Source organism: Ensifer sp. NM-2, assembly GCF_003024455.1.
In the GTDB taxonomy this organism is placed as follows: domain Bacteria; phylum Pseudomonadota; class Alphaproteobacteria; order Rhizobiales; family Rhizobiaceae; genus Ensifer; species Ensifer canadensis.
In genome coordinates, this window is sequence record NZ_PVZR01000001.1 from 19,395 (window position 1) to 43,197 (window position 23,803).

21 protein-coding genes are annotated in these 23,803 nt (G+C 61.5%); 13 read left to right on the forward strand and 8 right to left on the reverse strand.

Translation table 11 applies throughout. The features are described 5' to 3' along the window. Positions 1–4: 4 nt before the first annotated feature. The 4 genes from C6558_RS00105 (at position 5) to C6558_RS00120 (ending at position 4,903) form a co-directional block, all read left to right on the forward strand. On the forward strand, positions 5–1,294 hold the full coding sequence (locus C6558_RS00105; RefSeq protein ID WP_025425394.1) for a CpaE family protein: 1,290 nt from the start codon (positions 5–7) through the stop codon (positions 1,292–1,294). 133 nt (positions 1,295–1,427) lie between these two features. After that, positions 1,428–2,888 carry a CpaF family protein gene (locus C6558_RS00110; RefSeq protein WP_025425395.1) on the forward strand — a complete coding sequence of 487 codons (1,461 nt, stop codon included), beginning with the start codon at positions 1,428–1,430 and terminating at the stop codon, positions 2,886–2,888. 8 nt (positions 2,889–2,896) lie between these two features. Next, positions 2,897–3,907 (forward strand): type II secretion system F family protein, encoded by a 1,011-nt coding sequence (locus C6558_RS00115; RefSeq protein WP_025425396.1) that lies wholly within the window; start codon positions 2,897–2,899, stop codon positions 3,905–3,907. A 9-nt stretch (positions 3,908–3,916) separates the two neighbouring features. Continuing rightward, entirely contained in the window at positions 3,917–4,903 is a 987-nt protein-coding gene (locus C6558_RS00120; RefSeq protein ID WP_025425397.1) for a type II secretion system F family protein, read from the forward strand. 315 nt (positions 4,904–5,218) lie between these two features. Here C6558_RS00120 and C6558_RS00130 read toward each other — a convergent pair whose 3' ends face one another. Then, positions 5,219–6,040, reverse strand: a complete 822-nt coding sequence (locus C6558_RS00130; protein ID WP_025425398.1) for a tetratricopeptide repeat protein — start codon at positions 6,038–6,040, stop codon at positions 5,219–5,221. Positions 6,041–6,174: 134 nt separating this feature from the next. On the opposite strand from C6558_RS00130, the gene C6558_RS00135 reads away from it, so the two are divergent. From C6558_RS00135 to C6558_RS00145, 3 genes are all read left to right on the forward strand, one after another. Then, positions 6,175–7,566 (forward strand): M17 family metallopeptidase, encoded by a 1,392-nt coding sequence (locus C6558_RS00135; protein ID WP_025425399.1) that lies wholly within the window; start codon positions 6,175–6,177, stop codon positions 7,564–7,566. 208 nt (positions 7,567–7,774) lie between these two features. Then, positions 7,775–8,125, forward strand: coding sequence for a helix-turn-helix domain-containing protein (locus tag C6558_RS00140; protein ID WP_025425400.1), 351 nt, complete (start codon positions 7,775–7,777; stop codon positions 8,123–8,125). 6 nt (positions 8,126–8,131) lie between these two features. Next, positions 8,132–8,986, forward strand: a complete 855-nt coding sequence (locus C6558_RS00145; RefSeq protein WP_025425401.1) for an NlpC/P60 family protein — start codon at positions 8,132–8,134, stop codon at positions 8,984–8,986. 105 nt (positions 8,987–9,091) lie between these two features. On the opposite strand, the gene C6558_RS00150 is transcribed toward C6558_RS00145, so the two are convergent. From C6558_RS00150 to C6558_RS00170, 5 genes are all read right to left on the reverse strand, one after another. After that, positions 9,092–10,051, reverse strand: a complete 960-nt coding sequence (locus C6558_RS00150; RefSeq protein ID WP_025425402.1) for a glyoxylate/hydroxypyruvate reductase A — start codon at positions 10,049–10,051, stop codon at positions 9,092–9,094. 10 nt (positions 10,052–10,061) lie between these two features. Then, the gene (locus C6558_RS00155) at positions 10,062–11,690 is read right to left on the reverse strand and encodes an ABC transporter ATP-binding protein (RefSeq protein WP_025425403.1); all 1,629 of its coding nucleotides are present in this window, start codon (positions 11,688–11,690) and stop codon (positions 10,062–10,064) included. An 8-nt stretch (positions 11,691–11,698) separates the two neighbouring features. Further along, a complete protein-coding gene (locus tag C6558_RS00160) occupies positions 11,699–12,841 on the reverse strand; it encodes an ABC transporter permease (protein WP_025425404.1) in 1,143 nt (380 codons plus the stop codon). After that, complete coding sequence (locus C6558_RS00165) at positions 12,841–13,923, reverse strand: microcin C ABC transporter permease YejB (RefSeq protein WP_025425405.1); 1,083 nt, start codon at positions 13,921–13,923, stop codon at positions 12,841–12,843. Before C6558_RS00165 ends, C6558_RS00160 begins: the two co-directional genes overlap by 1 nt. A 183-nt stretch (positions 13,924–14,106) precedes the next feature. Continuing rightward, positions 14,107–15,966 carry an extracellular solute-binding protein gene (locus C6558_RS00170; RefSeq protein ID WP_025425406.1) on the reverse strand — a complete coding sequence of 620 codons (1,860 nt, stop codon included), beginning with the start codon at positions 15,964–15,966 and terminating at the stop codon, positions 14,107–14,109. Between the two features lie 211 nt (positions 15,967–16,177). Here C6558_RS00170 and mepA point away from each other — a divergent pair, with 211 nt between their 5' ends. From mepA to C6558_RS00200, 6 genes are all read left to right on the forward strand, one after another. Continuing rightward, a complete protein-coding gene (mepA, locus tag C6558_RS00175; protein ID WP_025425407.1) occupies positions 16,178–17,233 on the forward strand; it encodes a penicillin-insensitive murein endopeptidase in 1,056 nt (351 codons plus the stop codon). Between the two features lie 85 nt (positions 17,234–17,318). Beyond that, positions 17,319–17,699 (forward strand): methylglyoxal synthase, encoded by a 381-nt coding sequence (locus C6558_RS00180; protein ID WP_025425408.1) that lies wholly within the window; start codon positions 17,319–17,321, stop codon positions 17,697–17,699. A 144-nt stretch (positions 17,700–17,843) separates the two neighbouring features. Beyond that, positions 17,844–18,863 (forward strand): glucokinase, encoded by a 1,020-nt coding sequence (locus C6558_RS00185; RefSeq protein ID WP_025425409.1) that lies wholly within the window; start codon positions 17,844–17,846, stop codon positions 18,861–18,863. 111 nt (positions 18,864–18,974) lie between these two features. Then, positions 18,975–20,777: an ABC transporter ATP-binding protein gene (locus C6558_RS00190; protein ID WP_057204388.1), complete on the forward strand. Its 1,803-nt coding sequence runs from the start codon at positions 18,975–18,977 to the stop codon at positions 20,775–20,777. Positions 20,778–20,802: 25 nt separating this feature from the next. Further along, on the forward strand, positions 20,803–21,621 hold the full coding sequence (gene dapB, locus C6558_RS00195; RefSeq protein WP_025425411.1) for a 4-hydroxy-tetrahydrodipicolinate reductase: 819 nt from the start codon (positions 20,803–20,805) through the stop codon (positions 21,619–21,621). Between the two features lie 31 nt (positions 21,622–21,652). Beyond that, positions 21,653–22,288 (forward strand): 2,3-bisphosphoglycerate-dependent phosphoglycerate mutase, encoded by a 636-nt coding sequence (locus C6558_RS00200; RefSeq protein ID WP_025425412.1) that lies wholly within the window; start codon positions 21,653–21,655, stop codon positions 22,286–22,288. A 51-nt stretch (positions 22,289–22,339) separates the two neighbouring features. Here the strand turns inward: C6558_RS00200 and C6558_RS00205 are convergent, their stop codons facing one another. Both C6558_RS00205 and C6558_RS00210 read right to left on the reverse strand, forming a co-directional pair. Beyond that, on the reverse strand, positions 22,340–23,212 hold the full coding sequence (locus C6558_RS00205) for a bifunctional helix-turn-helix domain-containing protein/methylated-DNA--[protein]-cysteine S-methyltransferase (protein WP_025425413.1): 873 nt from the start codon (positions 23,210–23,212) through the stop codon (positions 22,340–22,342). Between the two features lie 75 nt (positions 23,213–23,287). Continuing rightward, positions 23,288–23,785 carry a DUF2244 domain-containing protein gene (locus C6558_RS00210; RefSeq protein WP_025425414.1) on the reverse strand — a complete coding sequence of 166 codons (498 nt, stop codon included), beginning with the start codon at positions 23,783–23,785 and terminating at the stop codon, positions 23,288–23,290. Positions 23,786–23,803 lie beyond the last annotated feature (18 nt).

Here is a 23,803-nt window from a genome sequence, read left to right on the forward strand (position 1 = left end):
GCAGATGAGCACCATTGAGTACAGGATCGAAACGGGGGCCGGGGCGGGCGATTCCGTTTTCGATACGGTTCAACCGGGCGACCTCGAGCAGGTCCGTCCGCTGCCGCGCATTTCTATCCATGCCTTTTGCGAAAGCGAGGCGATGCAGCGGCTGATGGAGCGTTGCGGCCAGGACCGCCGCATGGCGAAGGTCAGCCTGCGCATCAACAGTGGCGGCATCGATGCTGCGGCAAACATGTTTGCGACGGTGTCGACGCCCAATCTGATTATCCTGGAAACGTCGACAGAACCACGGTCGCTGCTGACGGAACTCGCGCCATTGGCTGCGGTCTGCGACCCCAGCACCAAGGTCGTTCTCATCGGCAAACACAACGATATCGCTCTTTATCGCGATCTCATCCGCAACGGCATTTCCGAGTATATGGTCGCGCCGGTGGCGATGCCGGATATTCTGTCGGCGGTTTCATCGATTTTCGTCGATCCCGACGCCGAGCCGCTGGGGCGCAGCCTGGCCTTTATCGGCGCCAAGGGCGGCAGCGGTTCCTCGGCCATCGCGCACAATTGCGCCTGGGGCATTTCTAACCTTTTTTCGACCGAAACCATTCTTGCCGATCTCGACCTGCCCTACGGCACGGCCAATATCGATTTCGATCAGGACCCGCCAACGGGTATCTCGGAAGCGGTTTTCGCACCGGAGAGGCTCGACGAGGTCTTTCTCGATCGTCTTCTGACCAAATGCTCCGAGCATCTTTCGCTGCTGGCGGCGCCGTCGATGCTGGATCGCGCCTATGACTTCGAGGGTGGCGCCTTTCATCCGATCCTCGAGATCTTGCAACGCAGTGCACCCGTTTCGGTGCTCGACATCCCGCATATGTGGACGGAATGGACGCGCGCGGTTCTCGGCGAAGCCGATGAGATCGTGATCACAGCCGTGCCGGATCTCGCAAGTCTTCGCAACACGAAGAACCTGCTCGATGCCTTGAAGAAGCTTCGGCCGAACGACAAGCAACCTCATCTCATCTTGAATCAGGTGGGCATGCCGAAGCGTCCGGAGATTGCGGTGAGCGAATTCTGCGAGTCGCTGGAAATCGAAGCGGCCGCTATCATCCCGTTCGACGCCGTTCTCTTCGGCAACGCGTCGAACAGCGGCCGCATGATTGCGGAGATAGACAAAAAATCCGCCGCCGCCGAAACCTTCTCCCAACTCGCGCACCTGCTGACCGGCCGTGCGTCGATGAAGAAGGCGCGACGCGGCGGCCTCGGGAAGATGCTCGCGGCGCTGGGCAAGAAATAGACCACGCATACCGCATAATTCCTTAAGTCGGATTCGATTTAAGAAGAAAATTATGCAGCAAATCTAAAGTGTTACAGCGTCCTTAGCGCGTCATGTTTGACACGCGGCGCTGTACAACGGACGGATCAGGAACATGTTCGGCAAACGCGGAAACGAAGGCTTCGGCAAGAGCGGCACGACAGGTGCTGCTCTGCCGCCGATCGTCCCTGCCACGCAAGCGGCCGTCATCGCCCACGTGCCGGTGCTTGGCGATGCTCAAGCACCGGCGTCGCGTCCGCAATCGCCAGCTCCGGCACAAAGAAAGCGACCCGCCCGCAACGAGGACTACTACGATACGAAGTCGCAGGTTTTCTCCGCGCTGATCGATACGATCGATCTGTCGCAGCTGGCCAAGCTAGATACGGAAAGCGCACGCGAAGAAATTCGCGATATCGTCAATGACATCATCACGATCAAGAACTTCGCGATGTCGATCTCCGAGCAGGAGGAACTGCTCGACGATATCTGCAATGACGTCCTTGGCTATGGACCGTTGGAGCCGTTGCTCGCGCGCGATGATATTGCCGATATCATGGTCAATGGTGCCGGTCAGACCTTCATCGAAGTGGGCGGCAAGACGATCGAATCCGAAGTCCGATTCCGTGACAATGCCCAGCTCCTGTCGATTTGCCAGCGGATCGTCGGACAGGTGGGGCGGCGCGTCGACGAATCCAGCCCTATCTGCGACGCGCGTCTTCCTGACGGCTCGCGCGTCAACGTCATTGCGCCGCCGCTCGCCATCGACGGCACCGCACTGACGATCCGCAAATTCAAGAAGGACAAGCTGAAGCTCGATCAGCTGGTGAAATTCGGCGCAATCACGCCCGAGGGGGCAGTCCTTCTCCAGATCATCGGCCGCGTCCGCTGCAACATCGTCATCTCCGGCGGTACCGGTTCGGGCAAGACGACGCTTCTGAACTGCCTGACCGGCTTCATCGACCTCGACGAGCGAGTGATTACCTGCGAAGACACCGCCGAACTGCAATTGCAGCAGCCGCACGTGGTTCGCCTCGAAACCCGACCGCCGAATATCGAAGGCGAGGGTGAGATCACCATGCGGGATCTCATCAAGAACTGCCTGCGTATGCGGCCCGAGCGCATCATCGTCGGCGAAGTGCGCGGACCTGAGGTGTTTGACCTGCTGCAGGCGATGAACACCGGCCATGACGGTTCCATGGGGACGATCCACGCCAATACGCCGCGCGAATGCCTGGCGCGTATGGAATCGATGATCGCCATGGGCGGCTACACCCTGCCGGCCAAGACTGTGCGCGAGATCATCTCCGGATCCATCGACGTCATCATCCAGGCCGCGCGTCTGCGCGACGGTTCGCGCCGCATCACCCACATCACCGAAGTGGTCGGTATGGAAGGCGACGTCATCATCACGCAGGATCTGATGCGCTACGAGATCGAAGGGGAAGATGCCAACGGCCGTATTGTCGGCCGCCACGTATCGACCGGCATCGGTCGCCCGCACTTTTGGGATCGCGCCCGGTACTTCAACGAAGACAAACGCCTGGCGGCGACACTCGACGCTATGGACAAGGGCTAGGAGCCGCGATGTTCGGCATAGGCATCCCCGTCCTGGCGCTGGCCTTCCTCGTCGCAATTTCAGCGGCGGCCCTTGCCTATGTTGTCCTGTATTCGCGGATAGAAACCGAGAAGAAGGCGGAAGGTCGAATTCGCAAAGTCGGCGCCGCCGAAACAGATCGGGTCAAGGTCAAGGCAGCTCGCGATCGTGTCAGCGAAATGTCGAAGCGACGCAAGTCCGTTCAGGACTCGTTGAAGGAACTCGAGAAGAAGCAACAGGAAAAATCGAGCAAGACGGCGCCATCGATGAAGGCCCGCCTGGCACAGGCAAACCTGTCCATTTCCCTGACGCAGTTTTATCTTTTCAGTGCGGCTTTCGGCTTCGTCGCCTTCATCATCACGCTCATGGCTGGCGCCGGTCTCGCGATCTCGGCTGGCATCAGCCTGATCGCCGCCGCTGGCCTGCCACGCTGGTTCATCGGCTTCCTGATCAAGCGTCGCTGCAAGAAATTCCTTGAGGAGTTTCCGAACGCGCTCGACATCATGGTTCGCTCGATCAAATCGGGTCTTCCGTTGAATGATGCCCTGCGCCTCATCGCCGGTGACGGCCAGGAGCCGGTCAAAACCGAATTTCGCCGCGTCGTCGATTCTCAGCAGGTCGGCCTCAGCGTCACCGAGGCATGCGCCCGCATGATCAATAGCATTCCACTGGCAGAGGTGAATTTCTTCGCCATTGTTATTGGTATTCAGGCGCAGGCGGGTGGCAACCTGTCCGAAGCGCTCGGCAACCTGTCGAAGGTGTTGCGTGAACGAAAGAAGATGAAGGCCAAGGTCAGCGCTCTGTCGATGGAGGCAAAGGCTTCGGCTTGCATTATTGGCGCCCTGCCATTCATCGTGTCGTTCCTCGTTTACGTTACCTCACCCGACTACATGATGGTCCTGTTCACTGACCCGCGCGGCCATCTCATCATTGGCGCTGGCTTGGTCTGGATGAGTATCGGCATTCTGGTGATGCGCAACATGATCAATTTCGATATCTGAGGGACGATTATGAGCGAAGGATTGATCAAGACACTGACGGATCCCAATGTCGTCTTTGCCGTTCTTGTCTCATTTGCAGTGCTGGCGACCTTCTATTCTCTCGTGGTGCCGCTCTTGGAGCGCGGAGACCTCGGCAAGCGGATGAAATCGGTGGCGACCGAGCGCGAACAGATCCGCGCACGGGAACGCGCGCGCCTGGCGGCCGAAGTCTCGAGCGGCAAGGCCAATTTGCGCGGTCAGAACAATACGTCCGTTCGCCAGGTGGTCGAGCGGCTGAATCTGCGCAAAGCCCTCGTTGACGACAACACGGTCAACCGTCTCAAGACGGCGGGCTATCGGTCCCAGAACGCGCTCAACACCTTCCTCTTCGCGCGCTTCTGCCTTCCGTTCCTGTTCCTGGTCATCGCGATCATCTATATTTTCGTGCTCGGCAATTTTGCCGAAAAGCCGTTCATGATGCGGTTCGCATTTGCCGTCGGTTTTGCCTATGTCGGCTTCTATGCGCCGAACATCTTTGTCGCCAACGCCATCTCGAAGCGACAGCATTCCATTCGTCGCGCCTGGCCGGATGCGCTCGATCTCCTGCTGATCTGCGTTGAATCCGGCGTCTCGATGGAGCTTGGCATGCGGCGCGTTGCCGATGAAATTGCCTCCCAGTCGCCGGCTCTGGCGGAGGAATTGGTGTTGACGACGGCCGAGCTTTCCTTCCTGCCCGAACGCCGGATCGCGCTCGAAAACCTCGGCCACCGGACGGGCCTCGATGATGTGAAATCGGTGGTTCAGGCGCTGATCCAGGCCGACCGCTACGGCACCCCGATTGCCCAGGCGCTGCGCGTTCTGGCGCAGGAAAGCCGCGATCAGCGCATGAATGCCGCTGAAAAGAAGGCGGCGGCGCTGCCGCCCAAGCTCACAGTGCCGATGATCCTGTTCTTCCTGCCGGTTCTCGTCGCCGTCATCCTCGGTCCGGCCGGCATCCAGGTCGCCGATCGTTTCTGATCCCGCTGCTGCACAATTCTTCAGAGCGGATGCAATTTGGGAGATTGTGCCGAAAAGTCGGGCCGCCCATGGCGCTCGTCGCGTATTCCATTGAACGCGCGAGGCTGTGGAGGCTTGCAAATCAGAGGCGGCTTGAGATCAGCCTAGCGCATGTCACTATCGCAAAACCGCTACGCACTTTTGCGCGACATGCGCAAAAACAAAGGCTTAAAGCGCAGTCAGCGATTCCTACAGCGCAGCACGTCTTATTAGACGCGCAAAGGTCGCTGTAGCGGGCTTGGGGCGTGCGACAGACACCGGTTCCGTTCCGTGATCTCAGTTGGTGTTAGTTTCGTCCGCCTTGGCCAGCTGCGTCCACGCACCTTGCTGCGACAGCATCGAGCGCAGATATTTCACGTTGGCTTCTGCCTGCTCCCCGGAAAGCTCCTGGCGGGCGATCGTTTCGGCCTCTTGAAAGCGTCCCTGCAGCCCGACGGCGAGTGCGAGGTTCTGCCGTACGCTGCTGTCGGCGCCGGGTTGGCTCGCGGCGGACTTGAGATAGGTCTCCGCCGTGCGCAGGTCCTTGGTCAGAAGATAGGACATGCCGAGGTTGGAGAGCACCGAAGGCTCGTTCGGCTTGAGCTCGAGCGCTTCGCGATAGCGCAGGCGCGCCTCCTGGGCACGTCCGAGTTGGTCAAGGATCGCGCCCTCGGCCGATTTCAGCTTCCAGTCCGGCCGATCCGGCGTCTGCGCGCGACTGATCGTGTTCAGTGCCTGATCCAGTTGTCCGGCCGCTGCCTGCGCCTTGCCGTAGGCGCCGAGGACCTCGCGGTCCTGCGGATGGTTGATGGCGACCTGCTGCATGACGGCAAGCGCCTGTTCGTTGCGCCCGGTCATGCGCAGAAGATTGGCGTAGTTGAGCCCCGCCTCGCGATCCCGCGGGTTCTTCTCATAGGCCTGGCCGATGCCTTCGGCTGCCTGGGACAGTTCCGATGCGGTCATCGATTGAACCGACTTCGACGTGCCCGAAATGGAACCGGTCGTCAGCTCCTTCTTCGGCTGGTTGGCACAGCCGGCGACAGACAGGGCGACGATCGCGATCGCGGCGCCTTGCAGCAGACGGTTGGCGTTTAGGGATGAGATCGTGCGTTTGGCCATCGGCGGTGTCCCCAGCATGCATTCGCGCACCAGAACTCCAAACAACATCGGCGCAACTTTCACTCCAGCAATAATCTGTTAACCCTAACAGAGCGTTAAATGCGCGAATCCATCTCTGTCAGCCGAGGACTTCCATGGCCCCCTATCAGTTCATCGAGCGGCCGTCGCCGTTCAACACCAGCGCAGGCAAGACTCTGCCGATCTTCGCGGTCACGCCGGCGCATATCGAAACGGGAGCCATCGATCCGATCGCGCTTGATTGGGCCCGAAAGGCCGGCTTCAAGGCCGAATCGGGCGCGGTCCTTCTGATCCCATCCGCCGATGGCCATCTCGGCGGCGCGCTCTTCGGCCTGGGCGGCAACCCATCCGAGGCGCCGTTCCTGACCGGCAAGCTCGCGCGCGCCCTGCCACCCGGCAAGTGGCATATCGAAACGGCGCCGCTCACAGCCAACCGGCTGGCACTCGGCTATGGTCTCGGCTCCTATCGCTTCGAGCGTTACAAGTCGGCAAAGGGCGAGCCGCCGACCTTGCTCATCCCGACCGATGCCGATGCTGCCGATATCAAGCGTCAGCTCGCCGGCGTCTTCCTTGCCCGCGACCTCATCAACACGCCGACCAACGACATGGGCCCTGAGGCGCTGGAAGCAGCATTCCGCGCACTTGCGACGCACTACAAGGCGGATGTCTCGGTGATATCGGGCGAGGCTCTTCTGACGCAGAACTTCCCGCTTGTTCACACGGTCGGCCGTGCGAGCGCAGAAGCGCCGCGTCTTCTTGAACTGCGCTGGGGCAAGAAGGGCCACAAGAAAGTGACGCTGGTCGGCAAGGGCGTCTGCTTCGACACCGGCGGCCTCGACATCAAGCCCGCTTCCTCAATGCTGCTAATGAAGAAGGACATGGGCGGTGCCGCCAACGTCATGGGCCTCGCGCTGATGATCATGGATGCAAAGCTCAAGGTCGATCTGCGCGTCATCATCCCCGTCGTCGAGAACTCGATCTCCGCCAATGCCTTCCGGCCGGGCGACATCTATCGCAGCCGCAAGGGCCTGACGGTGCAGATCGACAACACCGATGCCGAAGGCCGTCTCATTCTTGCCGATGCGCTCGCCTATGCCGACGAGGAAAAGAACGAGCTGCTTGTCGATATGGCAACGCTGACCGGTGCCGCCCGCGTTGCACTCGGTCCCGACCTGCCGCCGTTCTTCACCGACGACGCCGAGCTGGCGCAGGATCTCTCTGAGGCGAGCCTCAGCGTCGACGATCCGATGTGGCGCATGCCTCTGCACATGGGCTACGACAAGGACGTCTCCGCGCGCATTGCCGACCTGACGAACGCGCCTTCGGGCGGCATGGCAGGTTCGATCACCGCAGCGCTCTTCCTCAAGCGCTTCGTCACCAACACCAAAAGCTGGGTGCATTTCGATATCTTCGGGTGGGCCCAGTCCGAGCGGCCGCATTCGCCTGTTGGCGGTGAGGCTCAGGCTATTCGCGCGCTCTATCAGCATATCGGGCGGATCGCCAAGTAAGTCTCTGATGAAGACGACCGGCGCTGACCCTGCGCCGGTCGTCCGAAAAAGCAACGCTTGCGTAACGGTCCGCCGCTATGGTGGCGGACTACCGCAGCGCCGCGCTTCCCTTGGAAGTGTATTGGTCGCTGTCGTTCGTTGACTGTCTGTTTGAATCCTCGAACCGGAGAGCGATCGAGGGATTCATGCGGTTGCGCAGGAGTTGCCATTGCCGGTCGAGCTTACGCCCTCCCAGGCCCTCGGGCTCTGGCACATGGTATCGTTGGAACAGGTGCGGGTGGACGGTCGCGATCTGACGCTGCGCCAGATGGCGATCCTCTTGCAGATCTATCTCGTGCCGCCGCCCCACACCGTTCGTGGCCTTGCCGCAACCCTTGGCGTCACCAAGCCGGTGATCACGCGAGCACTCGATACCATGGGCGCCCTCGGCCTTGTCGACCGCGCCCGCGACGACCGCGATCGGCGCAACGTGGTCATCAAAAGGACAGTCGACGGTGCTCTCTATCTTGAAAAATTCGGCGATCTGATCATTGATCAGGGCCGCAAACAGCCTAAGTGAGTTGACATGTCGACACTTCCCGATCGCCGCCTGAATGCCTATCGAGCCGACCTCGCCGAAAGCCGCCTTCGCGGTGTCGTGGAGGCCGAGCGCTATGTCGAGGGAAGCGTTGCCCGCGTCTCCGTGCCGGTAACGCCGCTCAGGGCAAAGCCCGATCTTGCCTGCGGTACCGATACCGAACTGCTGCTCGGCGAATCGGTTCGGGTGCTCGATACCAACGAGAGCTGGTGCTGGGTGAAGGCGGATCTCGACGGCTATGTCGGCTACCTTCCGGAATATTGCCTTGCGCCGGTGGTCAAGAGCCCGACGCACATCGTCTCGGCCCCGCGCACCTTCGTCTATTCCGGTCATGACTTGCGTTTTCCGACTGTTTATCCGTTGTCGATGGGCAGCCGTCTCAGCGTTGTCGACGAGCGCGAGACCCGTGGCACGCGCTACTTCCTGCTCGACGGCGGCCAGGCGGTGATCGCCAACCATTGCATCGAGGTCGGCAGCGTCGTGCCCGGAGACTATGTCTCGGTTGCCGCCCGCTTCGTCGAAACTCCCTATCTCTGGGGCGGTCGTTCCGGTTTCGGCATTGATTGTTCCGGCCTTGTGCAGCTGTCGATGATGATGGTCGGCAAGCTCGCCCCGCGCGACTCCGACATGCAGGCTGCAGGCTTGGGAACGCCGATCGCCCGTGAGGAGCTTAGGCGCGGCGACCTCGTCTTCTGGAAGGGCCACGTTGCGCTGATGGAAGACGACGAAACGCTGATCCATGCCAACGGCCATACGATGACCGTTGCCCGCGAGGGACTGGAAGCGTCGATCGAACGCATCGGTTGGCTCTACGACCAGCCGACGGGCTATCGCCGCCCTTAAGCATTTCCAGGAAAAGTGCGAAGCGGTTTTCCGTCAGGTAATGCGCAAAAACAAAGAGATAGAGGGTTTGGGCGGCTCTCTCGAGGCCGGAAGCGTTCTAAGCGCTCAGTAGCCGGCTAATTTATCGACGACGTGCTGCAAAGGTTGCCCGCTTTCGAGGCGGGCGATCTGCTGTTCGACGTGGCGGAACAGCGCCTTGACGTCGGACGAAGCTGCGACATGCGGCGTTACATAGACATTCGGCATCTGCCAGAAGCGGCTTTCTGGCGAAAGCGGCTCCTGCTCGAAAACGTCAAGGGACGCTGCGCCGAGAAGGCCCGAATCGAGTGAGCTCAAGATATCGGTTTCGACCTGGCTGCCGCCGCGGCCGCCATTGATGAAGACCGGGGCGCCAAAGGGGCCGTTGCGGCTCAGCTTGGCAAAAAGTCCGGCATTGAAGATGCCGCGGGTCTCCGGCGTCAGCGGCAACAGGCCAACCAGGAAGTCCGTGCGCGCCAGGAAGGCGTCCAGCTCGTCACCGCCATAGGTCTCGATGCCGTCGATCGCCTTCGTGCTGCGCGACCAGCCGACGACCTTGAAGCCCAAGGCCGAAAGCTTACGGGCCGCATCCTGTCCAAGCACGCCCATGCCCATGATGCCGACGGTAATGTCCGCCGCCTCGGGTTGGGAAAGGTCGCGCCACTCCCGCTTTGCCGCCAGCGCCTCATAGGTGCTGTGCTGGCGCAGATGCATGAGGCATTGCATCACCACCCATTCGCTCATGCGTGTCGTCAGGCTGCGATCGACGAAGCGCACAAGCGGCACATCCGGCAATCCCGGCAGCGTCAGGACATGGTCGACGCCGGCGCCGCCGGAGAACACCACCTTGAGATCCGGCGCTCTCTCGAAAAGGTCCGGTGCCGATTTCCACACCACGGCATAGTCGATATCAGAGAGATCGCGATTGTCGTGGATGGCATCGGCTCGGTTGATCACCTCCCGGTCCGGGAAGGCGCCCTTCAGGGCTGCCGCAACCTCCTCGGGAATGAACTTCAGATCGATGATGACGGAGCTTTTCGAGGGCATTGTTAGGACTCTACTGGCGGATGGCGGACAGGTTGACGGCTTCGAGGTTGAAGGCTGCCGCCATCAGGGCCTTGGTATAATCCTCCTGCGGCGCATTGAAGATGCGCTCCGCCGGGCCCTGCTCGACGACCTTGCCCATGCGCATCACGATCATCTCGTTGGCAAGCGCCCGCACAACCTTGAGGTCGTGGCTGATGAAGAGATAGGCGAGGTCGTGCTTGTGCTGCAGGTCGCGCAGCAGGTCGACCACCTGCGCCTGGACGCTCATGTCGAGCGCCGAGGTCGGCTCATCCAGCATCACGAATTTCGGCTTCAGTACCATCGCACGCGCAATCGCGATGCGCTGCCGTTGGCCGCCGGAGAATTCGTGCGGATAGCGCCAGCGGGTGGCGGGGTCGAGCCCCACTTCCTCGAGCGCTGCGGCGACGCGTTGATCGCGCTCGTTGTCCGACAGCGCGCTCTCGTGGATTTTCAGCCCTTCGGCGATGATGTCGGAAATCGACATGCGCGGGCTCAGAGAACCGTAAGGGTCCTGGAAGACGACCTGCATCCGGTTTCGAAGCGGCCGCATTTCGCGGAAGCTGTAGGCGGCGATGTCCTTGCCGACGAAGGCGATCCGTCCCTTGGACGATATCAGCCGCGTCAGCGCCAGACCGAGCGTCGTCTTGCCGGAACCCGATTCGCCGACGACGCCGAGCGTCTGGCCGGCGCGCAGCTTAAGGTCGATGCCGTCGACCGCCTTCACGTGGTCGACGACCTTGCGCAGGAAGCCGGCCTTGATCGGAAACCAAACCTTCACATCAGCCGCTTCCATGACGACTGGCTTCGAGGCGTCCGAAAGCGGCGGGTTACCCCTTGGCTCGGATGCGAGCAGGTGGCGGGTATAGGCATGCTGTGGATTGGCAAAGATCTCGGCGGTCGGCCCGGTCTCGACGATCTTGCCCTTGGTCATCACGCAGACCCTGTCGGCGATTTTTCGCACGATGCCGAGGTCATGGGTGATGAACAGCATCGACATGCCGTGCTCGTCTTTCAGCGTTTTCAAGAGTTCGAGGATCTGGGCCTGCACCGTGACGTCGAGCGCCGTCGTCGGCTCGTCGGCGATCAAAAGCTCCGGCCGGTTGGCGAGCGCCATGGCGATCATCACGCGCTGGCGCTGGCCACCGGAAAGCTCGTGAGGATAGGCGCCAAGCCGCTTCTCCGGCTCGCGGATGCCGACCTGGTTCAAGAGCTCGAGAATTCTCGTGCGCGCCGCGGCTCCTTCCAGTCCCTGATGCAGCTCCAGGATCTCGCCGATCTGCCGTTCGATCGGATGCAGCGGATTGAGCGATGTCATCGGCTCCTGGAAGATCATCGTGATGTCGTTGCCGCGCACATGGCGCAGCTCCGCATCGCTGGCCTTCAGCAGGTCCTTGCCGTTGAAGTGGATTTCGCCGCTCGGATGGCTTGCCGAAGGGTAGGGCAGGAGCTTCAGAATCGAGTTGGCGGACACGGACTTGCCGGAGCCGGACTCACCGACAAGCGCAACCGTTTCGCCGCGCTTGATGTCGAAGGAAATGCTATCGACCGCAAGCGAGGTGTTACCGCCCTGATGGAAAGCGACCGACAGATCGCGGACGGAGAGAATGGGATCGGTCATCGTCGCGCTCACCGGAATGTCTTTCTCGGGTCGAAGGCATCGCGGGTCGCTTCGCCGACGAAGATCAGCAGCGACAGCATCACCGACATGACGCAGAAGGCCGTCAGCCCGAGCCAGGGCGCCTGCAGATTGGATTTGCCCTGCGCGATCATCTCGCCAAGGGAAGGCGAGCCCGGCGGCATGCCGAAGCCGAGGAAGTCGAGCGAGGTCAGCGTGGTGATCGAGCCAGAAAGGATGAACGGCAGGAAGGTCAGGGTCGCCACCATCGCGTTCGGCAGCAGGTGACGGTACATGATCGTGCCGTTGCCGACGCCAAGCGCGCGCGCTGCATTCACATATTCGAAGTTGCGTGCCCGCAGGAACTCGGCGCGCACGACGCCGACAAAGCCGACCCAGGAAAACAAGAGCATGATGCCGAGCAGGATGAAGAAGCCCGGCGGCAGGATCGCGGCGATGATCAAGAGAATGTAGAGCACCGGCATCGACGACCAGATCTCGATGAAGCGCTGCATCAAGAGGTCGGTCCAGCCGCCGAAATAGCCCTGCACTGCGCCGGCCGTCACGCCGATGATCGCGGAGGCGATGGTGAGTACCAGCCCGAAGAGCACCGAGATGCGGAAGCCGTAGATCATGCGCGCCGTCACGTCGCGCGCCTGGTCGTCGGTGCCGAGCCAGTTGAGGTTGCCGGCAATGCAGTTGCGGTCGGCGGTGCCTTCCGGATAGGCCGAGCAGCGTTCCTCCGTGCTCATCAGCCAGAAGGGCTTTGTCGGCGCCGAATGCGGAATGTTCGAGTTGACCGTCTGGTAGGAGTAGCGGATCGGCGGCCAGATCATCCAGCCGTTGCCCTCGATCTCGTCGCGAATGTAGTCGGAGCGATAGTCGGTCTCGGCAAGGAAGCCGCCGAACTTCTCCTCCGGATAGTTGACCACCGCAGGAAACAGGATCTCGCCCTTGTAGGAGGCGATGATCGGCTTGTCGTTGGCGATGAATTCGGCAAACAGGCTGAGCACGAACAGCAGAAGGAACAGCCAGAGCGACCAGTAGCCGCGCCGGTTCGCCTTGAAGTTCTGCCAGCGCCGCTTGTTGACCGGCGACAGCCAGCCACGCGGCGGGGCGGCAACCTGGGTGGGGGCAGTGGTTACGGTGCTCATCACACGTCCCTCCGCTCGAAATCGATGCGCGGATCGACCCAGGTGTAGATGAGGTCGGAGAGCAGGCTGACGAGCAGCCCCATCAGCGAGAAGATGAACAGCGTCGCAAAGACGATCGGATAGTCGCGCTTGACGACGGAATCATAGCCGAGCCGCCCAAGGCCATCGAGCGAGAAGATATATTCGATCAACAGCGAACCGGTGAAGAAGGCCGAGATGAAGGCGCTCGGGAAACCGGCGATGATGATCAGCATAGCGTTGCGGAAGACGTGGCCGTAGAGCACCTGACGGTCATTCAGGCCCTTGGCGCGCGCCGTCGTCACATACTGCTTCTTGATCTCGTCGATGAACGAATTCTTGGTCAAGAGCGTCGTTGTCGCGAAGGCCGAAAGCAAAAGCGTGATCAGCGGCAGCGTCATGTGCCAGAAGTAGTCGAGGATCTTCTGCCACCAGGGCAGTTGCCAGAAATTGTCGGAAACGATGCCGCGCAGCGGAAACCAGTCGAGGAACGAGCCGCCGGCAAAGACGACGATCAGCAGGATGCCGAAAAGGAAGCTCGGAACGGCATAGCCGACGATGATGATGCCCGAGGTCCAGATGTCGAAGGTCGATCCATCAGACACCGCCTTCTTGATGCCGAGCGGGATCGAGATCGCGTAGGAAAACAGCAGGATCCAGAGCCCCAGCGAGATCGAGACCGGCATCTTCTCCTTGATCAGATCGATGACCGACGTGTTGCGGAAGAAGCTCTCGCCGAAGTCGAAGCGGATATAGTCCCACATCATCGTGCCGAAGCGTTCGAGCGGCGGCTTGTCGAAGCCGAACTGTTTTTCGAGCTTGGCGATGAATTCCGGGTCGAGCCCCTGGGCGCCTCGGTACTGGCCGCCTTGATCGCCACCGGTCTGCATCAGGTCGCCGCTGCTGCCGCTCAGCCGGTCGGAGCCGCCGGCGTTCGTCAGGTCCGAAATCACCTGTTCGACCGGTCCGCCGGGCGCAAACTGAATGACTGTGAAAGAAATCGCCATGATCCCGATGATCGTCGGGATCATCAGCAGCAGGCGTCGCAGGATATAGGCACCCATCAGGCCAGCCTTTCGATCGACGTGTTGCCGGTGGCCCGGACCCGCGAAGCGTCGGCGTGCGCCCTATGGTGTCTCAATCCTCACGTCTCCTTGCGGCTTTCAGGCCCAAGCCGGGCCTATATTCGTTTTCAGTGATTCGTTTTTCTGCATTTGGAATCGAGACGGCATCCAAGTGCAAGGGCTTCATTTGGCCGTGGCGTTTTTCGACCACCAGACATCCGGGAAGCCGGTGCCGTAATAGGGCAGCTCCTGCGGATGGGCGAGGTGGTTCCAATAGGCCACGCGGACCGCCTTGGAATAGAAGAGCGGCACGACATAGTTATGGGAGAGGAGAACGCGGTCGAGCGCCCGTGTCGTCGCAACCAGTTCCTCGCGGTTCGGCGCGAAGATGATCCTTCGGATCAGCTCGTCGATCGCTGGATCGGCAATGCCGGCATAGTTTCTCGATCCCGGCTGGTTGACCGAGCTCGAGCCCCAAATGTCGATCTGTTCGTTTCCTGGCACCAGGGACTGCGCCCAGATGCCATAGATCATGTCATAGTCGAAGCTTCTGACGCGATTGGTGTATTGCGAATCGTCGACGGTGCGGATGCGGGCATCGATGCCGATTTTCTTGACGCTGTTAATGAATGGCGTGACCGTGCGCTCGAAGGACGGGTTGGACAGAAGCAGCTCGAAGCCGAAGGGTTCGCCGGTCTTGACGTTGACCAACCGGTTGCCCTTGAGCTCGTAGCCCGCCTCCTTGAACAGGTCGAGCGCCTTGCGCAAGTTGCCGCGCACCTTCTGCGGGTCGCCGTTGATGGGGTTCACATAGGGCGTGGTGAAGACTTCGGCCGGAACCTTGTCCTTCAGCTCCTCCAGGATTGCCTTTTCGCGGCCCTCGGGAAGCTTGGAGGAGGCAAGCTCGGTGCCCCAGAAATAGCTGTCGACACGCTGATAGGCGTTGTAGGCGAGATTGCGGTTGAGATCCTCGAAGTCGAAGGCGTAGTTCAGCGCCTCGCGCACCCGCTGATCCCTAAACTTCTCGCGGCGCATGTTCGGCACCAGCGCCTGCATGACCCCGGTTGCGCGCAGCGGATTCTCGATCTCCTCGCGGATCACACGGCCGTCCTTCATGGCCGGAAAGTCGTAGGCGGTCGCCCAATGGCTCGCGCTGCTGTCTCGGTAGAAATCGACGTTGCCGGCGCGAAAAGCCTCGAATTCCACGTTTCTGTCGCTAAAGAAGGCATAGGTGATCGTGCTGAAATTGTATTGTCCGACATTGACGTTGAGGTTCTTGCCCCAATAGTCGTCCCTGAGCTCGAAGCGGATCGAGCCACCCGCCTGGAAAGAGGCGATCTTGTAGGGGCCGGAGCCCATCACCGGTTCCAGCGTTGTGCGGGAGATATCGCGCTTGTTGCCCTTGGCGTCCTGCCCCTCCCACCAGTGCTTCGGAACGATCGGGAACTGGCCGAGAATGTTCGGCAGTTCGTGGTTGTTCTTCTCGTCAAAGCGGAAGGTGATATCGCGCTCGCCGGTCTTTTCCGCTGAAACCACGTGGCGGTAATAGTTGGACTGGAGTGGATTGTGCTCCTTCGCCATGTTGAGGGAGAAGATGACATCCTCCGGGGTCACCGGCGTTCCGTCGGCCCACTTGGCCTCCGCACGCAGGCGAAAAGTGGCAGACGAGATATCGTCGGGATAGGAGACGCCCTCGGCAAGCAGGCCGTATGCGGTGGTGATTTCATCCTCGGCGGTTTTCAACAGCGTATCGAAGACCAGGGACGAAACGCCGGTCGCCGCTTCGCCCTTGGCGAGGATGGGGTTGAACGTGTCAAACGTGCCGTTTTCCGAGAGCCGCAGCTCGCCGCCTTTCGGTGCGTCCGGATTGACGTAGTCGAAGCGGGCGAAGCCATCCTTATGTTTTGGCTCACCGATCGACGACGTACCATTGCGCCAGACGGGCTGTTCTTCGGCATTCGATGCAGGGGGAAGGAGAAGAAGCGCTGCTGTCAGAAGCGAGGCCGCGAGGCCAGGTTTCACGGTCCTGCAGAAGTTTGGCATCCAGCCGGTACCCCTATATTCCAATGTTCTTTTTTGAAAGCATAGGCGAAATCGGGGCAATTGACAGGCACCGCCGCAAATCAGGCGAAATTTTTGCGTCACATCCCGGTGATTCACAAGGCTGAGGCAAAGACCGCGCCTTAGGATGGGGGTTCATCGGACACGGCGCGTCGGCGTCGGGGTCTGCGGGACATGAACGGGACGAAATGACATGGTTGCTCCACTTCAACGTTGCGGCTCGGCGCTTCTGGCGCTGTTGCTCGGAACGAGTTTCTTGATCGCCGATGCTGCCAGGGCCGACGACACGCCGGCAAAGACGCTTTTCGGCGCCAAGACGCTGCCGGCTCAGATGGCGCCTTCGTCCTATGGCTTCTATGCGAAGGGCTGCCTTGCCGGCGGCGTCGCGATCCCGACGGATGGTCCCACCTGGCAGGCGATGCGGCTGTCGCGCAACCGGCGCTGGGGCCATCCCCAGATGATCGCACTGATCGAACAATTCTCCCATGATGCCGCCGAAAAGGTCGGCTGGCCGGGTCTGCTTCTCGGCGATATCTCGCAGCCGCGTGGCGGACCGATGATCTCCGGCCACGCCTCGCACCAGATCGGTCTCGATGCCGATATCTGGCTGACGCCGATGCCGCAGAGGACGCTGACGGGCCGGGAGCGGGAAGACATCTCCGCAACGTCGATGCTGCAGAAGAACAAGTTTCTGACCGTCGACCCATCGATCTGGACGCCGGCGCATGCCCGGCTGATCATGCTGGCCGCCAGTTACCCGCAGGTCGAACGGGTCTTCGTCAATCCGGCGATCAAGAAGAAGCTCTGCGACACCTGGAACGGTGACCGTTCTGCGCTCGGCAAGGTCCGGCCGATCTATGGCCACGACTACCATTTCCACATCCGCATCAAATGCCCGGCAGGCTCGAAGACCTGCAAGGACCAGGCGGCCGTCCCGGCCGGCGATGGCTGCGACAAATCGCTGGCCTGGTGGTTTACAGATGAACCATGGGCAAAGCCGAAGAAGAAGCCGGGCGAAAAGCCGGTGAAGCCCCGGTTGACGACCATGGCCGATCTGCCGAAGGCCTGCACCCTGGTGCTGAACGGACCGGCCCCGGCCACCGAGCAGGATGCGACCTTCGGCATGGCCTATCGCGCTGCGTCGCCAGTGCCTGCCGAACAGGGCATCGAGCAGGTGATCGGCAATGCCGCAGCCGATTTGCCGCCAGCCGACATTCCCGTTCCCCTGGCGCGCCCGACGCTGCAGTAGCCGTCTCGGCTTGCGCCTTTTCAATCTTGCCGGGCTCATGTATACGGCCATCAAATCGATTTAAATTTGCTGGCGGGGATACGGCATGGCGGATCGGAAATGCGTTGCCCTGATCGCTCACGATCAGAAGAAGGATGATCTCGCCGCGTTTACCAAGGCAAACGAAGCGGTCTTCGCGCAATGGAAGATCGTTGCCACGGGCACGACTGGCGGCCGCGTTCTCGATGTTTGTCCCAGCCTCGATATCACGCGCCTGAAAAGCGGTCCGCTCGGCGGCGACCAGCAGATCGGCGCGATGATCGCCACCGGCGATATCCAGCTTCTGATCTTCTTCGTCGATCCGCTGACGGCGATGCCGCACGATGTTGACGTCAAGGCGTTGATGCGGCTTGCGATCGTCTACGATATTCCGATGGCGCTCAATCGCGCAACGGCGGAGCAGTTGATCGACTTCAACCACAACTGATACTGCATGAATCCTTAAATCGGATTCGATCTAAGGATTCATGCAGCAAGTTTAAGTGCTACAGCGTCCTTTGCGCGTCATATTTGACGCGCGGCGCTGTAGAGAATTCGAAACCTCACGGCGACGATCAGGATGGACAGTGTGATGCCCGGTGCGAGTGACAACAGTTTTTCCTTTCCGATCCTGATCGGCGACATCGGCGGCACCAATGCCCGCTTCGCTTTGCTGCTCGATGCCTTTGCCGAGCCGAAGCAGCTGCCGCCGATCAAGACCGGCGATTTCGAGACGATCGAGGAAGCGTTGCAGAAGAGCATCCTCGACAAGACCTCGGTCCAGCCGCGGTCGGCGATCCTCGCCGTCGCCGGCCCGATCAAGGGCGACGAGATTCCGCTGACCAATGCCGGCTGGGTGTTACGCCCCAAGGACATGCTGTCGGGCCTCGGCCTTGAGGACGTCCTGATCATCAACGATTTCGAGGCGCAGGCGCTGGCCGTCGCCGCCCCGGCTGCCGAAGATCTGGTGAAGATCGGTGGCGGCAGCGTTCGCCCGCTGACCTCCCGCGTCGTTCTCGGTCCGGGTACCGGACTCGGTGTCGGCGGCCTGGTCTTCGCGCAGCACACCTGGTTTCCGGTGCCCGGCGAAGGCGGTCATGTCGATATCGGCCCGCGAACCGAGCGCGACTTCCAGATCTGGCCTTTCCTGGAGCCGATCGAGGGGCGCATGGCCGGCGAGCAGATCCTCTGCGGTCGCGGCATCATGAATCTTTATCGGGCCGTTTGCGCCGCCAATGGCGAAGAACCGGTCCTGAACGATCCGGCCGAGGTCACCACAGCAGCACTTGCCGACAACAACCCCGCCGCGGTCGAGAGTATATCGCTGTTTTCGACCTATCTCGGTCGCGTGGCCGGCGACATGGCGCTGATTTTCATGGCGCGCGGCGGTGTGTTTCTGGCCGGTGGCATTTCGCAAAAGATCCTGCCGGCGCTGCAAAAACCGGAATTCCGGGCCGCCTTCGAAGACAAGGCGCCGCATTCCGCGCTGATGAAGACCATCCCGACCTTCGCGGTCATTCATCCGATGGCGGCACTGTCGGGTTTGGCAGCTTTCGCGCGCACGCCGAGAGACTTCGGTGTTGCAACGGAGGGACGCCGCTGGCGAAGCTGATGGCGGCGGCGTGCGCAAAGACTCGCCAAAGCGACATCAAAGCACTATAGAGCCCGAGAAAGGTAGTGTCGGCGTCCGACTTACCGCGCAGGCTCAGGGAAGACAGGCTTTTTGAGCGCCAGAGATAGAAAACAGCACGCTGTCGATTCTGACACGATCAGCGGAATCTTGAAGCGGGTCATCGCAGAAAACGGTCGCGATCATATCCGCGGCTACGTCTTTGCCATTGCGTGCCTGGCTGTCGTCGCCGTGACGACCGGCTTTACCGCCTCGATCATGGAGACCGTGATCAACGAGGCTTTTGCCAACAGAAATGCGGGTATCGTGCTGCTGGTGTGCGGTTCGATCTTTGGCGCGTTCGTGTTGCGCGGCTTTGCCACCTACGGCCAGGCGGTCGCCTTGTCGAAGATCGGCAACAATATCGTCGCGCGCTACCAGCGCCGGCTCTATGCGCATCTGATGGCACTGAGCGTCGGTTACTTCAACGAGACACGCTCGGCGCAGCTCGCTGCCCAGATCAGCCAGAATGTCAGCGGCATTCGGGACGTGCTCAATCTGACCGTCACTTCGATCGCCCGTGATCTCCTGACCCTGATCGGGCTCGTCGGCGTGATGTTCGCCAAGGATTGGCTGCTGTCGATCATCGTCTTCGTGGCAGCGCCGCCGTTGCTGCTGGGCCTGCGCTACGTTTCCAGGCGCTTGCGCTCGGCGACGCGTGAATCCATCGAGGTCAACAGCCGTGTCCTCGGTGCCATGCAGGAGACGATCCAGGGCATTTCCATCGTCAAGGCATTCACGATGGAGCGCGAACTGCGCGGCAAGGTCGAAGCGATCATCGAGCGGGCCGAAAACCGGGCCAACCGGATTGCGCGCTTGAGCGAACGCACCGCGCCGATGACCGAAACCTTTGCGGGTCTCGCGATTTCCTGCGTGCTTGCCTATTCCGCGTTCCGCGCGATTTATGCCGGCGTACCGCCGGGAGCCTTCTTCGCCTTCGTCGTCGCTCTGTTGATGGCCTATGACCCGGCCCGACGCCTGGCGCGCCTGCAGGTTTCGCTGGAACGTGCCGCGGTCAACGCCCGCATGGTCTACGAAATCCTCGACACGGTGCCGCATCAGCGTGACAAGCCGGATGCAAAGCAGCTCGAGTTCCACGGTGCAAACGTCGAGCTGCGCGATGTGCGCTTCCGCTACGCCAATGGCGACGAGATTCTGAAGGGCGTCAGCTTTGTCGCCGAAGGCGGCAAGACCACTGCGCTTGTCGGCCCGTCCGGGGCCGGAAAGTCGACGGTCATCAGCCTTGTTCCGCGGTTCTACGATCCGGCCTCCGGCCAGATTCTGATCGACGGGCAGGACATCGCCGACGTCACCAAGCAGTCGCTGCGCAATGGCATCGCCTATGTCTCGCAGCAGCCCTATCTTTTCGAAGGCTCTATCCGCGACAACATCCGCTATGGCCGCCCGGACGCGACCGATGCGGAAATCGAGGAAGCCGCGCGTCTGGCCTATGCGCATGACTTCATCCTCACCCAGCCGCAGGGTTACGACACCCCGGTTGGCGAAAACGGGGTCACGATGTCCGGTGGCCAGAGGCAGCGTCTGTCGATCGCCCGCGCGTTGGTGCGCAATGCACCGATCCTGCTGCTCGACGAGGCAACCTCGGCGCTCGACACCGAGTCGGAGGCCGCGGTGCAGAAGGCGCTCGACGAGGCGATGCACGGACGCACGGTCATCGTCATCGCCCACCGTCTGTCCACGGTCGTCAATGCCGACAAGATCATCGTCATGAAGGACGGTCTCGTCGTCGAGGAAGGCACGCACGAGGATCTTGCGCGCCGCCAGGACGGTCTCTACGCTCGCCTGCACAATCTCCAGGGCAAGGCCCCAGAGGCGTCGGCCGACGCCGAAATCTAAACATGAGCTGGAAGGAATATCGCCGATGAGCACGACGGACATGAAGCTTGTGGTCGTCGGCGCGGCCGGTCGCATGGGCCAGACGCTGATCCGTATGGTTCACGGCATGGACGGCGTCCGCCTGCATGCGGCCGTCGAACGTCCAGGCTCACCCTTCGTCGGCCGTGACGCGGGCGAACTCGCCGGGCTCGGACCGATCGGCATCGCGATCACCGACAAGCCGCTCGAAGCTTTTGTCGAAGCCGAAGGCGTGCTCGATTTCACGTCGCCGGCCGGCACCGTCGAATTTGCCGGCCTCGCCGCACAGGCACGCATCGTGCATGTGATCGGCACCACCGGCTGCGGGGCGGATGACGACGCGAAGATCCGCGCTGCCGCGCGTCATGCCCGCATCGTCAAGTCGGGCAATATGAGTCTCGGCGTCAATCTTCTCGGCGTGCTGACGGAGAAGGCGGCGCGTGCTCTCGGGCCTGCTGCCTGGGACATCGAAATCCTCGAAATGCACCATAAGCACAAGGTGGATGCCCCCTCCGGCACGGCACTGCTCCTTGGCGAAGCGGCGGCGAGGGGGCGCAGCATTGCGCTGTCTGAAAATTCCGTGCGCGTCCGTGACGGCCACACCGGCGCCCGCCCGCAAGGCACGATCGGTTTTGCGACGCTGCGCGGCGGCTCGGTGATCGGCGAACACTCGGTCATTCTCGCCGGAGAAGGCGAACAGGTGACGCTGTCCCACAGCGCCACCGACCGTTCCATCTTCGCGCGGGGCGCCATTACCGCAGCACTCTGGGCACGCGACCAGAAACCCGGCTTCTACTCCATGCTCGATGTTCTCGGGCTCAACTGACACCATCTCTATCGTCTCAAGGGGAAATCATATGAGCGGCACCCTCGTCCTTGTCCGGCATGGCCAGAGCGACTGGAACCTGAAGAACCTGTTCACCGGCTGGCGCGATCCTGACCTGACCGAGCTTGGCGTCGAAGAAGCCAAGGCTGGCGGCAAGGCGCTCGCCGACTACGGCATCAAGTTCGACATCGCCTTCACCTCGTCGCTGATCCGCGCCCAGCGCACCTGCCAGTTCGTGCTCGACGCCGTCGGCCAGCCGTCACTCGAAACCATCCGCGATCAGGCGCTGAATGAGCGCGACTATGGTGACCTCTCCGGCCTCAACAAGGATGATGCCCGCGAGAAGTGGGGCGAAGAGCAGGTGCATATCTGGCGCCGTTCCTACGACATTTCGCCGCCGGGCGGCGAAAGCCTGCGCGACACCGGCGCCCGCGTATGGCCCTACTACCTGACGGATATCCTGCCGCGCGTGCTGGCCGGCGAGAAGGTTCTCGTTGCCGCGCATGGCAACTCGCTGCGCTCGCTCGTCATGGTTCTCGACCGGTTGACGAAGGAAGAGATCCTGAAGCTCAATCTCGCGACCGGTGTGCCGATGGTCTACAAGCTCAACGCCAATTCGACGGTCGCTTCCAAGGAAGTGCTCGGCGATATGTCGGCTGCCCATTAAGGCAAACTGCAGAGCAAACAAAAGGGGCGCCGGTCGCCCCTTTTTTCGTTCTCAGGCCTTGCCGGCTTCCCATCCGAGGATTGCGCGCTTGCGCGTCAGCCCCCAGTGATAGCCCGTGAGATCGCCGCTCTTGCCGAGCGCCCGGTGACAGGGAACGACGAACGAGATCGGGTTACGGCCGACGGCTGCCCCGACGGCGCGTGAGGCGGTCGGCTGGCCGATCTCGCCGGCGATGGTCGAATAGGTCGTGGCGCGGCCGAGCGGGATCTTCAAGAGCGCCTGCCAGACCCGGATCTGAAAATCGGAGCCGATCAGGAAGATGCGCAAGGGCTCTCCGGCGCACCAGCGTTCAGGATCGAAAATGCGCGCCGCATAACGCGCCGTGGCCGCGCTGTCCTCGACATAGGTGGCGTTCGGCCAGCGATGCGCCATATCCTCGAAACTCTCGTGCTCGCCGCCGCCATCGGCGAAGGCAAGGCCGGCAAGACCTCGATCGGTGATCATCACCAGCGCCGTGCCGAAGGGGGAGGGGTGGTAGCCGTAGCGGATGGTGAGGCCCGCGCCGCGCGCCTTCCATTCGCCCGGCGACATCGCCTCATGGGTGACGAAGAGGTCGTGCAGCCGGCTCGGGCCGGAAAGCCCGATCTCGATGCTGGTCTCCAAGAGTGGCATGTCTTCCTGGCGCAGCAAGCGCTTGGCATGGTCGAGCGTGACCGCCTGCAGGAACGCCTTCGGCGACAGCCCGGCCCAGCGGGTAAAGACCTTCTGCAGTTGCGTCGGCGACTGCTTCAGACGCTTCGCGATCGCTTCAAGCGAAGGCTGCTCGCGATACTCTTCGGTGAGCATCTCGATCACATTTCTCACCGTGTCGTAATCGGTGCCATCAGGCGTGATGTCGGTGGGGAGGGTTGTCGCAATGTTCATCGGTCATCTCCTGTCGTGACACAGGTAACCATGCCGCCAGCGTCGTTGCCACCCGAAACTTGATTGGCCCTAGCGTCAGCGGCGGCGCACGGTGGCAAGCGCCCCGGAAAACGCCGTGGCGAAGGTTTCGCGGTCGTCGCGGTTGAGGAAGGAACCGACATCGGTCCTGTGGCCGCCGCCGCTGATGCTCATCGAGACGATGCCGATCTCCTGATGCCGTGCGATGTTGAAGCGCGCCCAGAACGGATTGAAGCGGTGTTCGATCATCCGGCCCGACGGCGTGAACTTGCGCACCGACACGTCGGTTCGCGAGACGCTGACTTCTTCACGGCTACGCGCCGAGCGGTAGTTCAGCCAGAAAGCACCGAACAGCAGCGCGAAATCCAGCCCGAAGAAGAACACGATCGGCCAGGCGCCGATCACCATGAACACGACCGCATGTACCAGGCTGAGCAGCCCGGCGATCAGGAAAAACACCTTGAACCCCTTAAAGCCCAGGGAGCGATAGGGGGTCAGTTCGGCGCTGAACACCGGCTCTTCGCCGTCAAGCGTCTGATCGTTGCCATCAGTCATGACCATTGACTATAGATG